12 protein-coding genes are annotated in these 13874 nt (G+C 66.9%); 7 read left to right on the top strand and 5 right to left on the bottom strand.

The genetic code is table 11. The annotated features are described in order from the left end of the window. Positions 1-72: 72 nt before the first annotated feature. Entirely contained in the window at positions 73-1278 is a 1206-nt protein-coding gene (locus PV773_RS03735) for a multidrug effflux MFS transporter (RefSeq protein WP_347965059.1), read from the bottom strand. Between the two features lie 165 nt (positions 1279-1443). On the opposite strand from PV773_RS03735, the gene PV773_RS03730 reads away from it, so the two are divergent. The 4 genes from PV773_RS03730 to PV773_RS03715 all read left to right on the top strand — a co-directional run bounded on the left by PV773_RS03730 (position 1444) and on the right by PV773_RS03715 (position 3178). After that, positions 1444-2103, top strand: a complete 660-nt coding sequence (locus PV773_RS03730; protein ID WP_347965058.1) for a TetR/AcrR family transcriptional regulator — start codon at positions 1444-1446, stop codon at positions 2101-2103. 92 nt (positions 2104-2195) lie between these two features. Beyond that, positions 2196-2729 carry an SspB family protein gene (locus PV773_RS03725; RefSeq protein ID WP_347965057.1) on the top strand — a complete coding sequence of 178 codons (534 nt, stop codon included), beginning with the start codon at positions 2196-2198 and terminating at the stop codon, positions 2727-2729. Between the two features lie 18 nt (positions 2730-2747). Further along, positions 2748-2945 carry a DUF4169 family protein gene (locus tag PV773_RS03720; RefSeq protein ID WP_347965056.1) on the top strand — a complete coding sequence of 66 codons (198 nt, stop codon included), beginning with the start codon at positions 2748-2750 and terminating at the stop codon, positions 2943-2945. After that, complete coding sequence (locus PV773_RS03715) at positions 2942-3178, top strand: ribbon-helix-helix domain-containing protein (protein WP_347965055.1); 237 nt, start codon at positions 2942-2944, stop codon at positions 3176-3178. The genes PV773_RS03720 and PV773_RS03715 overlap by 4 nt, the downstream gene beginning before the upstream one ends. A gap of 12 nt (positions 3179-3190) precedes the next feature. Here the strand turns inward: PV773_RS03715 and PV773_RS03710 are convergent, their stop codons facing one another. After that, the gene (locus PV773_RS03710) at positions 3191-7144 is read right to left on the bottom strand and encodes an AsmA family protein (protein ID WP_347965054.1); all 3954 of its coding nucleotides are present in this window, start codon (positions 7142-7144) and stop codon (positions 3191-3193) included. A gap of 193 nt (positions 7145-7337) precedes the next feature. Then, a complete protein-coding gene (locus PV773_RS03705) occupies positions 7338-8753 on the bottom strand; it encodes an FAD-linked oxidase C-terminal domain-containing protein (protein WP_347965053.1) in 1416 nt (471 codons plus the stop codon). Between the two features lie 117 nt (positions 8754-8870). On the opposite strand from PV773_RS03705, the gene PV773_RS03700 reads away from it, so the two are divergent. After that, positions 8871-9350 (top strand): thioesterase family protein, encoded by a 480-nt coding sequence (locus PV773_RS03700; protein ID WP_347965052.1) that lies wholly within the window; start codon positions 8871-8873, stop codon positions 9348-9350. A 148-nt stretch (positions 9351-9498) separates the two neighbouring features. Continuing rightward, complete coding sequence (locus PV773_RS03695) at positions 9499-9696, top strand: hypothetical protein (protein WP_340038769.1); 198 nt, start codon at positions 9499-9501, stop codon at positions 9694-9696. A 74-nt stretch (positions 9697-9770) separates the two neighbouring features. On the opposite strand, the gene PV773_RS03690 is transcribed toward PV773_RS03695, so the two are convergent. Next, complete coding sequence (locus PV773_RS03690) at positions 9771-10649, bottom strand: dienelactone hydrolase family protein (protein WP_347965051.1); 879 nt, start codon at positions 10647-10649, stop codon at positions 9771-9773. 264 nt (positions 10650-10913) lie between these two features. On the opposite strand from PV773_RS03690, the gene PV773_RS03685 reads away from it, so the two are divergent. After that, complete coding sequence (locus PV773_RS03685; protein WP_347965050.1) at positions 10914-13412, top strand: UvrD-helicase domain-containing protein; 2499 nt, start codon at positions 10914-10916, stop codon at positions 13410-13412. A 7-nt stretch (positions 13413-13419) separates the two neighbouring features. Here the strand turns inward: PV773_RS03685 and PV773_RS03680 are convergent, their stop codons facing one another. Further along, positions 13420-13698 (bottom strand): DNA-binding protein, encoded by a 279-nt coding sequence (locus PV773_RS03680; RefSeq protein ID WP_347965049.1) that lies wholly within the window; start codon positions 13696-13698, stop codon positions 13420-13422. Positions 13699-13874: the final 176 nt, after the last annotated feature.

The raw sequence follows: 13874 nt of genomic DNA, 5'->3' as shown, positions 1-13874 counted from the left end.
GGCTCAGGCAAGCATGTCGCTTGGAGGCGCTTCGCCGGAAATGCGGCCGGGCAAGGGCCCGGCCGCACGGTGTCATTCCGCTGGCACTTCGGCCACTTCCCGGCCGCGTCCCAGCGTCACCTGGGCCAGCACGAAGGCGATCACGGCCGAGATGGTGATGCCGAAGACCATCGGCAGCGGCGTGCCGTCGAAGAACAGGCCGGCGATGGCCATGGCGACCGCACCGGTGGCGAAATGCAGCGTGCCCATCAGCGCCGAGGCAGTGCCGGCGATCTCGCCGTGCTCTTCCATCGCCAGCACCGACGTGGTCGGGATGACGAGGCCGAGGAAGCCGTAGCCGATGAACAACAGCGTCGCCAGCACGTCGAGGCGGTCGACGCCCGAGGCGAAGACGGCGAGCAGCACCACCATCGTCGTGGCGTAGCCAACGACCGCGACCCGCACCACCCGCGTCAGCCCGAACCGCTCGGTCAGCAGACCGGTCAGTTGCGACATGCCGATGAAGGCCACCGCGTTGATCGAGAAGAACACGCTGTAGACCGACGGCGACAGTCCGAAATGGTCGATCAGGATGAAGGACGAGTTGGCGAGATAGACGAAGAAGCTGGCGATGCCGAAGCCGCCGATGAAAGTGAGGCCGAGGAAGTTGCGGTCGCCGAGCAGGAAGCGGTAGCCGACGAGCGCACTGCGGATCGAGCTTTCGGCGCGATGTTCGGCCGGACGCGTCTCGTTCAGCGAGGTCGCGAGCAGGATCACCGCCAGCACGGCGGCGCCCGTGACGGTCCAGAACACGGCGCGCCAGCCGAAGCTTTCGATCACCAGGCTGCCGGTCAGTGGCGCCAGGATGGGCGAGACGCTGAACACCAGCATCAGCAGCGACATCAGTCGGGCGGCTTCCGTGCCGGTGTGCAGGTCGCGCACCACGGCGCGCGGCACAACCATGCCCGCCGACGCGCCCAGCCCCTGCAGGAAGCGGAAGCCGATCAGCCATTCGACGTCGGGCGCGAGTGCCGCGCCGACGCCGCCGACGGCGAACAGTCCCAGCCCCAGATAGAGCGGCGCCTTGCGGCCGATCATGTCTGAGATCGGGCCAACCACGATCTGCGCCAGCCCCATGGACAGGAAGAACACCAGAAGGCTCATCTGCACGGCGGCGGTGCCGGCGTTGAGATCGGCGCCGATCGAGGGCAGCGCCGGAAGATACATGTCGATGGCGAACGGTCCGATGGCCGACAAAAGGCCGAGCACGACCGCTACGCGGAGGAATTGAGGTGTCATGGCGTGATTCTTTCGGTCTGGTTTCGGTCGCGGTTGCCGCGACGCGCAATCCAATGACGTTCGACAATCAGTGATTCCGACTCCTCTCGAACCGAAACACCAGATTGAGTACATATTTTTAGACAGACTTGTCCAAATCGTCAATCAGGCGTATATAAAAAATCCATGACACTCGCCGACACTCCTGACATTTCCGTCCACCGCAGCCACAGCGCCAAGCGGCACTCGATCATCGACGCTGCCGCATCCGTCTTCTGTCGCGAAGGTTTCGCCGGCGCCAACATCGACCTCATCGCAGCCGAGGCGGGCGTGTCGCGCCAGACCGTCTACAATCACCACGGCGACAAGGAGAATCTGCTCGTCGCCGTCGTTCGAGAGATCACCGAGCGCATGAGTGCCGGCGTCTTCGAAACACTCGCCACCTTCCCCGACAAGCCGGTCGATCTGGAGGCGGAACTGGTCGCCTTCGCCGTGCGGCTCAACCAGAACTGCATGTGCAATCGCGACGGAAAGTTCCTGCGCAAGCTGCTGCAGGCCGAGGGCTCTCGTTATCCGGAACTCTTCGCCGGCTGGCGCGAGCACGGTCCGGCCAAGACCTGGGCGGCACTTGCCGCGCGCTTTGCCCGGCTTGCGCATGCCGGCTGGCTGGAAATCGACGATCCGGACGTCGCTGCGCGTCAGTTCCTGGCCCTCGTCAATGCCGACCTGCAGATGGCGATGATCTTCGGCGACACGCTTTCGGAAGAGCAGTTGCGGCAGGCCGCGACCAACGCGGTGCGCACCTTCCTCCGCGCCTTCGGCAAGGCGCGTCGGAACACGACCTGAGCAACCCCAATAAGGCGCTATATCTGGTTTACGACAGCCTCAAGCTTGATTACAGGTAAGGGGACGATTCACTCGGACCCCCGCACCGACATATGGCCGAAGATCAGATTCGCTACGACATTCTCGCCCAGGAGGCACTGCGCGGCGTCATGCGCAAAGTCCTGGCGGAAGTCGCGCGCACGGGCCTCCCGGGAAATCACCATTTCTTCATCACCTTCATGACCGGCGCACCGGGCGTGCGCATATCGAGCCGCCTGCGCGAGCGCTATCCGGAGCAGATGACCATCGTCATCCAGTTCCAGTACTGGGACCTGAAGGTCACCGACACCGGCTTCGAGGTCGGCCTTTCCTTCTCCGACGTGCCGGAAAAGCTCGAGATTCCGTTCTCCGCCGTGCGCGGTTTCTACGACCCTTCGGTCAATTTCGAACTCGAGTTCGAGGTCAAGACCGAGGCTGCGGACGACGAAACTCCGGCTCCCGAGCCGGTTGCCATCTCCAAGCCGGCCGAGCACAAGCCCGCTTCGAGGAAAAAGGCCGCGGATTCCGAAGCCAAGGAAGCTCAGGACGAGGCATCGCCCGCCAAGAGCGCCGACGTGGTCTCGCTCGACGCATTCCGCAAGAAGTAGCGATCGGACGAGGAGGCCATGGCCGACATCGTCAATCTCAGGCAGTTCAGGAAGCAGAAGGCGCGCAGCGAGCGGGAGGCAACCGCCGAGCAGAATCGTGCGCTTCACGGACGAACCAAGGCCGAAAGGCAACGAGACCTGCTTGAAGCCGACCGCGCCGGCAAGTTCATCGACGGCCACCGCCGCGACCCCTCCGCTGAAAAGCCGGACCGGTGAGTCTGGTCGAAAAACGCTCGGTGACCATCCGCGGGCATCGCACCAGCTATTCGCTCGAAAAGCCCTTCCATGACGATCTCGTCGCCATCGCGGCGGCGCGCGGCATGGCCCTCGCCGCGCTGATCGCCGAAGTCGACGACCGGCGCCCGCGCGAGGCCAACCTGTCCTCTGCGCTCAGGCTGTTCGTACTGGAAGAAGCAAAGCGCGCCGCCGCCCACGCGCCTGGCAAGTAGCGGGCGCTGCCGCTACTGGCTCTCCAGCGATTTGAAGAACTCTTCGATGGTCTGCGGTTCGAGCTTCTTCTTCGGTAGCACCGGCGGCGCGGCCGGATCGGTGGGCACGGCCGCGTCGGGCAGGTCGAGCGGCCGGACCTCCGGCAGCGGCGCCCGCTCGATCGCGGGGGGCGCTGGCTGCTGTTCGGCCTGGCGCCGCGCCCTGTCTTCGGCCTCGCGCCGCGCCTTGTCCTCGGCCTCGATCCTGGCTTTTTCCTCGGCCTGCCGGGCCTGCTCCAGCACCTGCTGGCGAGCCCGCTCTTCTGCCGCCCGCCGCTCCGCTTTCTCGGCCGCGTGAGCCTCCGCCTCGGCCTGCGCCCGGGCCGCGGCTTCCGCGGCGCGCGCCTCTTCCTGCGCCTTGCGGCGCGCTTCTTCGGCGCGGGCCTTGGACTCCTGCTCGGCTCGTTTGCGCGCTTCCTCGGCCAGCCGGGCCTCCTCGGCAACGCGCTCCCGCTCTGCCTGCAGCGCGGCGAAATAGCGCGTTTCCCGCCGCAGCCGCTGCTTTTCGAGCAGTGCCGACTGCATCGCCTCGACCCGGGCCTGTTCCTTCTCCAGCGCCCGCTGGGTCAGGAACTGCGCCATCGGCTCGCTGTCGAAGCGCCGAACCGTCGCGCCCGGCTTGCCTTCCATCGTGAAGCGCAGCGCTGGTTCCGTCCCCGCGACCTCCTCGTCGCCGGGCGCATAGGCGATGCTGCCGCTGCCGCTCACCTTGCCGCCGCCGAGATCGGCGCGCAGGTCGGCCGTGATGCTCGCGACCGAATTCTTCAGCGTGATCGGCGGCACGCGCAATATGCCGCCTGCGAGCGTGAACGCTACTTCCGCCCGTTCGGCTGCGAAGCTGCCCTCGCCCGCGATCTTCGGCGCGAACTCGGCCACCCGCACGGCATTGATGTCGCGGCCGAGCGCGTCGGCGCGCGCAATCAGCGCAGGCAGCGCATCGGGGTTGAAGCCTTGCAGCGTAATATCGTCCACGCTCGCCGTGCCGGACCCCGACAGAGACGCGGCCAGTCCCCCGACCGACTTGCCGCTCGCCGACAGCGAAGCCGAGAAATCGCCCCTGCCGCCGAGGCCGGCCAGGCCGGGCATCGCCGACACATCCGATCCGTCGAGCTTCAGTTGCGCGGTGAGCAGCGCTGTGCCGCCGTTGTTCTTGAGTTCGGCCTGGCCGTCGAGGTCGCCGCCATAGAGCTTGGCCTTTAGCCCCGAGACACGCAGCGACTGGCCGTCGAGCTTGAGCGCCAGCACCGCGTCGCTGGCCGCGGCCAGCGGCTCGGCCGCAAGCGTGGCGGCGACGATTTCGAGATCGGCGCCGAACGGCGCCGTGGACTTTTGCGCAAATGGCGCCGCCGGCCAGGCGCCCTGGTCGCCCCCGTCCAGCGCGTTCGCGCCGGTCAGCATCTCGGCGAGGCGAGTGAGATCGAGTTCATCCAGGGTCAGCGAACCGCCGAACTGCGGCACGCCGTCGGCAAGGTCGACCGCGATGCTGCCCACCACCGCTCCTTCGTTGACCGTCCCGTCGAGCCGGTCGAGCACGAGCGGCCCGCCGGCATAGCTGGCGTCCGCCGCGAGCTCCACCCGCGTGCCGGTTCCCAGGCCGGGAAGCGACACACCGGAGGTCATCAGCCAGGGCTCGATGTCGGCCGCCTGCAACGTCGCCCGGCCGTTCAGGCTAGGCCCCTCCTGGCGCAGCGCCACCCTTCCCGCAAAGCTCGCGGAGACATCCTCTCCCTTGAAATTCGCGCTCACGTCGAGCCCGCTGCGGGCAGCACCGTCGGCCTTGACCTCGATCTCGCCGGCGCCGACCAATCCCAGCGGCAGCACCGGCAGGCCGGCTAGCGCCAGCAGCGAGGTTGCATCCTCGTTGCGGGCGGAAAGCTCGAGCTTCGCCTGCGCCAGCCCCGCGTCGCCCGAGTACGCCGGTGCGGAAAGCGTCGCGAGCAGCGCCGAGCCGCCCGCCTCGCCCTGCGCGCTGAAGGCCACGCCTGTCGTGCCGTCTCCGTTCTCGACCGCACTCGCCACGACATCGATCCGCGCATCGGCCAGCAGCCCCGGAGTTGCCGCCACCTGTCGCGCGAGCCCGGCAAGCAGCCGGTTTGCCGGCTGCTGCGCGGCCGACAGTTGCACCAGCGGTGCGAGGTCCACGGCCACCACCGAGGCGTCGATATTGCCGGTGGGCGCCGCCGGAAAGTCCTTGATCCTGCCTGTGGCGCTCACCGAGGCGCCAGCCAGTCCGCCGACCGACAGCCTGTCGATCTCGAGTACGCCTTCGCGCAGGCGCAGCGCCGTGTCGACCGTGTCGGCGCGGACGCCGGCAAGGCCCACCGGCCCGGCCCGCACGGCGAGGTCGAGGTCCGTGTCGGCGAAGCGGTTGACGCCCGTGTCGGTCACGAACAGGCTGGCGAAGGCGCGCAGGCCCTCGACGTCGAGTTCCCCGCCGTCGAGCTTCATGGTCACCGAGGCGCGCGCATCGCCCGGCTGCAGGCTGTCCAGCTCGCCCTTGAATTTCGCCGTGCCGAGGATCAGTTCGACATTGTCGAACCTTTGCTGCTCGCGCGTCAGCGCCACCCTGGCCTTGAAGCCGGCGGCCGGCAGCCGCCGCACCGCCTCGTCGACGTCCCTGGCCACCCACGCCGCGAAGCCCGACGGCTGGCCCACCGCCAGCAGGAGGTTGCCGTCGAAGCCGAAGCCGTCGCCGGTGCGCAGGAAGCCGTCGGCCTCGAGCCGGGTTCGGCCAGGCAGGGTCGCCGCCACCGACTTCAGCTTCCAGCCGCCATCGCCCGGTTCGGCCGAGAGCCTGACGTCGCGTATGGTGGTGTCGCCGGTGACGATCGCCGGCAGGTCCACTTCCACCGTTCCCGGGATGGTGGGTTTCGGCAGGCCGGCCAGAACCTGCTCCAGTGCCGAAAGCCGCTGCGACACGGACAGCGCCGCCCCTTCCTGTTCGCCGCCGACGGCCTCGTCGAAGCGCACCTGCGCGCCCTTTGCGGTAATCGAAAACTTCGGCTCCGCCCCGAGGTCGACTACGGCACTGCCATCCGCCGTGTAAGGCTCGTCGAGCGGCCCGGTTTCGAAGCGGAACTCCTCGACGACGAGCCTGGCATGGTCCAGGGCGAACTGGCCCTTCAGCCTGAATCCGGGATCGGCGGGCTTTTCCGGTTTCGCCTTTTGGGTCTCCGCGGCCGGCCTGGGGTCGGGCCCGCTCGCCGTGACGTCGAAGCCGCCGGCATAGAGCACCCGCCCGCCAGGCGCGCTGACATTGCCGTCGCTCTCCAGCGCGAAGCCGTAGCCTGCCGGCGTCGCGCGTACCCTGAGCCGCATCCGGCCGTCGGCGTCCGCCGCACCCGTCGAGGCGGTCAGCCGTGTGGCCACCCCATCGACCCGCAAGTCACCGTCGATCCGCCAGGGGCCGGTGAGCGCCCGCGCCGACACCACCGTATCTATTTCCGACAGCACCAGTTTGCGCGCGCCGGATGCGTGCCGGATAGTCACCTGGCCGTCGGTGACCGTCAGCTTTTCGATGGCGATCTGCCTGACATTGAACGGCGCCGATGGTCTCATCGTCCAGTCGACCGTGCCATCGGCGGCAACGTCGATGATCGCCTTCGGGCGCACCAGCCGCATGTCGAAGATGAAAAACTCGCCGCTGAGCAGCGGGGCGAGTTCGGCATCCATCGAGAAGGTCTCGACCGTCATCGCCGGTTCGGCACCGTCGCCCACGATCACATCGGAAAATGTCACCGACGGAAACGGCAGGATGCGGGCCGTGACCTCGCCCTCGACGGTCACCTTGCGCCCGAGGATCACGCTCGCCTGACGCTCGAAATCGGCCTTGTAGCCCGACCAGTCGACAAAATACGGTCCCACGAGCGCCGCGAACAGCACCAGGACGAACATTCCACCAACGATTACGAACAGGCGAGCGAGCATTGCCTCGGGGCAAATCTTTTCATGCGTCCCGGGCATCTAGCCGAGGAGCGTGGTCATTTGGTGACATGCTGAGCCGCGGCGCGTCAACGCCGCGGCAGGCATGTCCCACAAAAAGCGAAGGCTTCATCCAGGCAATCGGGTTGCCGGCCAGGCACCATGGGCCGAAATCCGACGCCACCGGGTCAACGCCCGCCTATTCCGCCGCCGGCAGGATCTTGCCCGGGTTCATGATGCCGAGCGGATCGAGTGCGGCCTTGATCGCCCGCATCGCCGCCACGCCATGCCCATGCTCGCGCTCCATCAGCCCCATCTTGCCCTGGCCGATGCCGTGCTCGCCGGTCGAGGTGCCGTCCATGGCGATCGCCCGCTCGGCCAGCCGCTTCACGAACTCCTCGGCCCGGCCGATGTCGGCCGGATCGTTCGGATCCATCAGCACCAGCGTATGGAAATTGCCGTCGCCGACATGCCCGACGATCGGCGCGATCAGCCCCAGCCGCTCGATATCGGCCTCGGTTTCGGCGATGCATTCGGCGAGCCTGGAGATCGGCACGCAGGCGTCGGTCGACAATGCGCGGGCGCCGGGACGCAGCGTCTGCGATGCCCAATAGGCGTCGTGGCGCGCCTTCCACAACTTCGACCGCTCCTCGGCCACCTTGGTCCACAAGAACGGCCCGCCGCCATATTCGGCCGCGATCTCGCCAAAGCTCTCCGCTTGCTCGGCAACGCCCGCATCCGAACCGTGGAATTCGAGGAACAGGCAGGGGCTCTCGGGATATTCGAGCTTCGAATAGGTCTTCATCGCCCGCATCTGCAAGGCGTTGACCAGCTCGATGCGTGCCACCGGGATGCCCATCTGGATCGTCGCGATCACTGCCTGGCAGGCCGCCTCGACCGTCGGGAACGGGCAAACCCCGCCCGAAATCGCCTGCGGGATGCCCTGCAGTCTGAGCGTGATCTCGGTAATGATGCCGAGCGTGCCTTCCGACCCCACCAGAAGCCGCGTCAGGTCGTAGCCTGCCGAGCTCTTGCGCGCCCGGTGCGAGGTCACCACCTCGCTGCCGTCCGCCATCACCGCCCTGAGCGACAGCACGTTCTCGCGCATCGTGCCGTAGCGCACCGCATTGGTGCCCGAGGCGCGCGTTGCTGCCATGCCGCCGAGGCTGGCATTCGCGCCCGGATCGATCGGGAAGAACAGGCCGGTGTCGCGCAGATGGTTGTTCAGCGCCTCGCGCGTCACGCCGGCCTCGACCGTGCAGTCGAGATCGTCGGCATTGACCGAGACGATCCTGTCCATCCGCGACGTGTCGACCGAAATGCCGCCGGCGGGCGCATTCACGTGGCCTTCGAGCGACGTGCCCGTGCCGAAGGCGATCACCGGCACGCGGTGCGCTGCGCAAACGCGCACGACCTCCTGCACGTCGGCGGTGCTTTCGGCGAACACCACGCCATCCGGCGCCTGGTTGGGCAGGTAGGTGGTGGTGTGGCCGTGCTGCTCTCTGATCGACTGGCCGGTCTGGAAACGCTCGCCGAATTTCTGCTTGAGGATACCCAGCGCCGCTGCGATCCCCTCCTCGTTGCGGGCCATCGCCTGCAGGTCGCTCAGAGCCATCTTTTCCTCCGCGATTGGAACAGCCTGGCGCCTTGCCGGCACCCTATGCTCCGCTAATCTGCCAGCCCCGGCGGTTTGTCCAGCGCCACCAAAGGCCAAAGTCGAAGAGGATCACCTATGCCAGCCCCGTTCGTCTCGCGCGTCATGGAGGTCGAAAACGACTGGATCGACTACAACGGCCACATGAACATGGCCTATTACAATGTCCTGTTCGACCGCTGCTGCGACCAGGCGCTCGACCTGCTCGGCATGGGCGCTGCTTATGTCCGCGACAGGAAGCTCACCGTCTACACGGCGGAAGTGCATATCTGCTACGTGCAGGAACTGCACCGCGGCGATAAGGTCACGGCGACCTTCCACCTGCTCGACCACGACGAGAAGCGCTTCCGCGTCTACCAGGAACTGCACCATGTCGACGGCTGGCTGGCCGCGACCTCGGAAAACCTGTCGCTCCATGTCGACATGAGCGGCCCGAAAGTGGCTCCCATGCCAGCCGACATCATGGCCAACCTCGAGACGATGCGCGCCGCCCACTCGGCACTGCCCGTGCCCGAGCGCGCCGGCCGGTCGATCGGCATCAGGCGCAAGCCAGCATAGTGGCCTCGGCGCCACAGGCGATTAACCTTACCTGTTCATAACCTGAATCGCAGCCGGCGGTTCGTTGATCGGCCGCCGCCTGGCCCCGAAAATCCGACGCAGCGAAATTGAGTCGCGGCGGCGGGCACCGGACGGCTTGAGGCAAGGCATGCACACGGACATAGAAGCGACGGCCAGCAAACTTGCCTGCGATCCGCGCATCAGCGATTACGATTTCTGGCGCTCGCTCCGGAACCTCAACAACGAGATATTCGAGATCGCCAACAACAACGGGCCGATCCCGATCGAGATGCTGCGCTGGCGCGTCATCCTGCGTCAGGCGCGTTCCAAGCGCGGCGTCGTCTGAATATTCGCCGCGCCGGGCCGCCTGGCCCGGCCGCTCGGGGGCCGATCCCATCGGCCACCCATAGCAAACGGGACCTAGCCCAGCTTCTCCTTCAAGAACCTGATCGTCCGCCCCCAGGCCAGCTCCGCCGCAGCCTTGTTGTAGCGGGCCTCCGACGTGTCGTTGTTGAAGGCGTGCTGCGCCCCTTCGTAGACGAACACCTGGAAATCCTTGCCCGCCTTCTCCAGCGCCGCCTTGTAGGCATCGATGCCGGCGTTGATGCGCTCGTCCATGCCGGCATAATGCAGCAGCAGCGACGCCTTGATCCCGGCGACGGCGGCCTCGTCCTTGGGCTGGGCGCCATAATAGGCGACGCCGGCCTTGAGATCGGGCGCATTGACGGCGAGCAGGTTGACCGTGCCGCCACCCCAGCAGAAGCCCACGGCGCCGACATTGCCGTTGGAAAGCTCGTGCGACTTGAGGAAGGCAACCGTGGCCACGCCGTTCGCCACCGTCTGCGCCGGATCCAGCTCGCCGAACATCTCGCGTGCCTTGTCCTCGTCGGCGGGCGTTCCGCCCAGCGGCGACAGATAGTCGGGCGCGAGCGCGACGAAGCCTTCGAGCGCGATCCTGCGCGCCACGTCGCGGATATGCGGGTTCAGTCCCCGGTTCTCGTGGATGACGATGACGGCGGGCAGCTTGCCCGACTGGTCGGCGGGCCTGACGAGATAGCCCTTCATCTCGCCCGTGCCGCCCGGATAGGCGATGTCCTCGCCCTTCAGCCGCGCGTCGTCCTCGGCCACCATTGCGGCTCGTGCCTGGTTGGCCGCGAGCATCGGGGCGATCGCCGCCGCCGCCGCGGCCGTCCCGGTGAGCCTGGTCAGCTTCTCCATGAAGCCGCGCCGGTCGAGCGTCAGGTGGGTATATTCGTCATAGGCGTCGATCATCGCCTGGGTGATGGCAGGTCCGGTCATGTCGCGCTCCCTGTCTTGCCTGTAACGGCAACGAATTTAGCGCGCGAAATCTTGCCTGCTCTCACTGTTGCGTGATCCGGATCGCCGGAATTGCCACGGTCGGGCGTGCCCGCCCCGCGCTGGCGGCAAAGCTGCAGAGCGGGTCGATCGCCTCGCATTCCAGCGCCGCCACTGGAGGCCCGGCCGCCGACAAGCCGGGCAAAAAGCGGAACAAAACAGAGACGTGGCTGGCCTTTCCGCCCCGAATCACTACATTCGGGGCAAATGTCAGACTTTCCGGACGACATGCCGTTTTTCGACGAGCCCGGCGGATTGCCGCCCCGGCCCGCCGGTGCGCCTGCGCCCGGCGGCATCGCCGCGCGTGCCATGGCCGCCCGCCAGGCGCCGTCCGCGCCCGACTACCTCAAGGGCCTGAACCCCGAGCAGCGCCAGGCGGTCGAGACCACCGAGGGCCCGGTCCTGGTGCTCGCCGGCGCCGGCACCGGCAAGACGCGCGTGCTCACCACCCGCATCGCCCACATCCTGACTACCAGGCGCGCCTATCCCAGCCAGATCCTCGCCGTCACCTTCACCAACAAGGCCGCGCGCGAGATGAAGAGCCGTATCGGCCTGCTCATCGACGAAGCGGTCGAGGGCATGCCGTGGCTCGGCACCTTCCACTCCATCGGCGTCAAGATGCTGCGCCGCCATGCCGAGTTGGCCGGCTTGCGCTCCGACTTCACGATCCTCGACACCGACGACGTCATCCGCCTCATCAAGCAGCTGATCCAGGCCGAGGGCCTGGACGACAAGCGCTGGCCGGCGCGCCAGTTCGCCATGATGATCGACGGCTGGAAGAACAAGGGCCTCGGCCCGTCGGAAATCCCCGAGGGCGACGCCCGTTCCTTCGCCAACGGCAAGGGCCGCGAGCTCTACAAGGCCTATCAGGACCGCCTGCAGACCTTGAACGCCTGCGACTTCGGCGACCTGTTGTGCCATCCGATCCGCATCTTCCGCGCCTACCCGGACGTGCTCAAGGAATACCACAAGCGCTTCAAGTACATCCTGGTCGACGAGTACCAGGACACCAACACCGCCCAGTACATATGGCTGCGGCTGCTGGCGCAGGAAACGGGAGCCCCGGGGCAGAAGAACGTCTGCTGCGTCGGCGACGACGACCAGTCGATCTATGGCTGGCGCGGCGCAGAGGTCGACAACATCCTGCGCTTCGACAAGGATTTTCCGGGCGCCACGGTTATCCGGCTGGAGCGCAACTACCGCTCCACCGCCCACATCCTGGGCGCCGCCGCCCACCTGATCGCCCACAATGAGGGCCGCCTCGGCAAGACGCTGTTCACCGAGCAGGCCGATCCCGACGACGCCAAGGTCAACGTCCACGCCGCCTGGGACTCGGAAGAAGAAGCCCGCGCCGTCGGCGAGACCATCGAGCAGCTGCAGCGCCAGAAGCACAATCTCAACGACATGGCGATCCTCGTCCGCGCCTCGTTCCAGATGCGCGAGTTCGAAGACCGCTTCGTCACGCTCGGCCTGAACTACCGCGTCATCGGCGGCCCGCGCTTCTACGAGCGCCAGGAAATCCGCGACGCCATGGCCTATTTCCGCGTCGTCGCGCAAGGCGCCGACGACCTCGCCTTCGAGCGCATCGTCAACGTGCCCAAGCGCGGCCTCGGCGAGGCCACCATCCGCCAGATCCACGACACGGCGCGCGCGCTCGGCGTGCCCATGCTCCAGGCAGCAAGCCAGCTCGCCGAAAGCGACGAGCTAAAGCCCAAGCCGCGCGCCGCTTTGCGCGAAGTCGCGGCCAATTTCGAGCGCTGGCAGAAGGCGCTCGACAACACGCCCCACACCGAACTCGCCGAGATCATCCTCGAGGAGAGCGGCTACACCGACATGTGGAAGAACGACCGCTCGGCCGAAGCGCCGGGCCGGCTCGAAAACCTCAAGGAGCTCATCCGCTCCATGGAGGAATATGAGTCGCTGCGCTCGTTCCTCGAACATGTCGCGCTCGTCATGGACGCCGAACAGGACGAGCAGCTCGACGCCGTCTCGATCATGACGCTGCATTCGGCCAAGGGCCTCGAATTCGAGACCGTTTTCCTGCCCGGCTGGGAGGAAGGCCTTTTCCCGCACCAGCGCGCGCTCGACGAAGGCGGCCGCTCGGGCCTCGAGGAAGAGCGCCGCCTGGCCTATGTCGGCGTCACCCGCGCCAAGAAGAACCTGCACATCTGGTTCGTCTCCAACCGCCGCATCCACGGCCTGTGGCAGTCGACCATCCCCTCGCGCTTCCTCGAAGAACTGCCCGAGGCGCATGTCGAGGTGGCCGAAGCCGGCAATTCCTACGGCGGCTATGGCGGTGGCGGCCGCAACCCCTACGGCACGTCGCGTTTCGACGATGTCGGCCAGAAATCATTCTCCAACACCTACGCCACGCCGGGCTGGCAACGGGCGCAGCAGAATCGCACCGAGGCCACCGACCGCAACTGGGGCTCGCGCTCCGGCCACTCCGTCGAGCGCATCGGTTATGGCGAGACCGATTCCGGCTTCGGCGCCGGCCGCGGCTCGGTCAAGGGCCGCACCATCGAAGGCGAGCTGGTGGCGAAGTCGGTCGCCACCGAACCCTCGCGCTTCAAGGTCGGCGACCGCGTCTTCCACCAGAAGTTCGGCAACGGCAACATCTCGGCCATCGACGGCAACAAGCTCACCATCAACTTCGACAAGGCCGGCCAGAAGAAGGTGCTGGAGAGTTTCGTCGCGGGCGTGTGAGGTCCCCTTACCTCTCCCCATATTTGTGCAGGATCGAGTTGATCAGCGTCTGATAGGGCATCCCCTCTTCCGCCGCCCTAGCCTTGAGCCGCGCGAGGTCGCGCTCGGGGATCGAGATACGCTGCCGCTTGCCGTCGAGCACGCCCTTGGCCGCCTCGCGCCAGAAGGCGCGGCGCGCCTCGATCTCGCCGGTCGAAACCCATTCGCCGCGTTCAGCGCTGTCGATCAAGTCGCGCTCTTCGGCGGAAGTAATCTTCTTGCCGTCCATGCCCGCAGGATATTTCATTTTGGGCCTCGCGACCAAGGTTAACTCTCCCCGCCCTTTCCCCAGCCAAAAGCGCGGCCCCGCAACAGGACAGCCGCCCCTGATGCATTCGGTCAGGCCGCATCTCCTTTCATGCAGGTTGCCGTACCCGCGCCCCAAGCATAAGATTAGCGCGCGCTGATGTTGTGTCGCAAGGA

The organism is Mesorhizobium sp. CC13, assembly GCF_039907765.1.
In the GTDB taxonomy this organism is placed as follows: domain Bacteria; phylum Pseudomonadota; class Alphaproteobacteria; order Rhizobiales; family Rhizobiaceae; genus Aminobacter.
The sequence above is the reverse complement of the archived record's forward strand: the minus strand, read 5'-3'. Positions and strand labels throughout refer to the sequence as shown.

Coding starts and splice junctions, on each gene's coding strand:
- PV773_RS03735 (WP_347965059.1), bottom strand. CDS start 1,278: ATGACACCTCAATTCCTCCGCGTAGCGGTCGTGCTCGGCCTTTTGTCG.
- PV773_RS03730 (WP_347965058.1), top strand. CDS start 1,444: ATGACACTCGCCGACACTCCTGACATTTCCGTCCACCGCAGCCACAGC.
- PV773_RS03725 (WP_347965057.1), top strand. CDS start 2,196: ATGGCCGAAGATCAGATTCGCTACGACATTCTCGCCCAGGAGGCACTG.
- PV773_RS03720 (WP_347965056.1), top strand. CDS start 2,748: ATGGCCGACATCGTCAATCTCAGGCAGTTCAGGAAGCAGAAGGCGCGC.
- PV773_RS03710 (WP_347965054.1), bottom strand. CDS start 7,144: ATGCTCGCTCGCCTGTTCGTAATCGTTGGTGGAATGTTCGTCCTGGTG.
- PV773_RS03705 (WP_347965053.1), bottom strand. CDS start 8,753: ATGGCTCTGAGCGACCTGCAGGCGATGGCCCGCAACGAGGAGGGGATC.
- PV773_RS03700 (WP_347965052.1), top strand. CDS start 8,871: ATGCCAGCCCCGTTCGTCTCGCGCGTCATGGAGGTCGAAAACGACTGG.
- PV773_RS03695 (WP_340038769.1), top strand. CDS start 9,499: ATGCACACGGACATAGAAGCGACGGCCAGCAAACTTGCCTGCGATCCG.
- PV773_RS03690 (WP_347965051.1), bottom strand. CDS start 10,649: ATGACCGGACCTGCCATCACCCAGGCGATGATCGACGCCTATGACGAA.
- PV773_RS03685 (WP_347965050.1), top strand. CDS start 10,914: ATGTCAGACTTTCCGGACGACATGCCGTTTTTCGACGAGCCCGGCGGA.
- PV773_RS03680 (WP_347965049.1), bottom strand. CDS start 13,698: ATGAAATATCCTGCGGGCATGGACGGCAAGAAGATTACTTCCGCCGAA.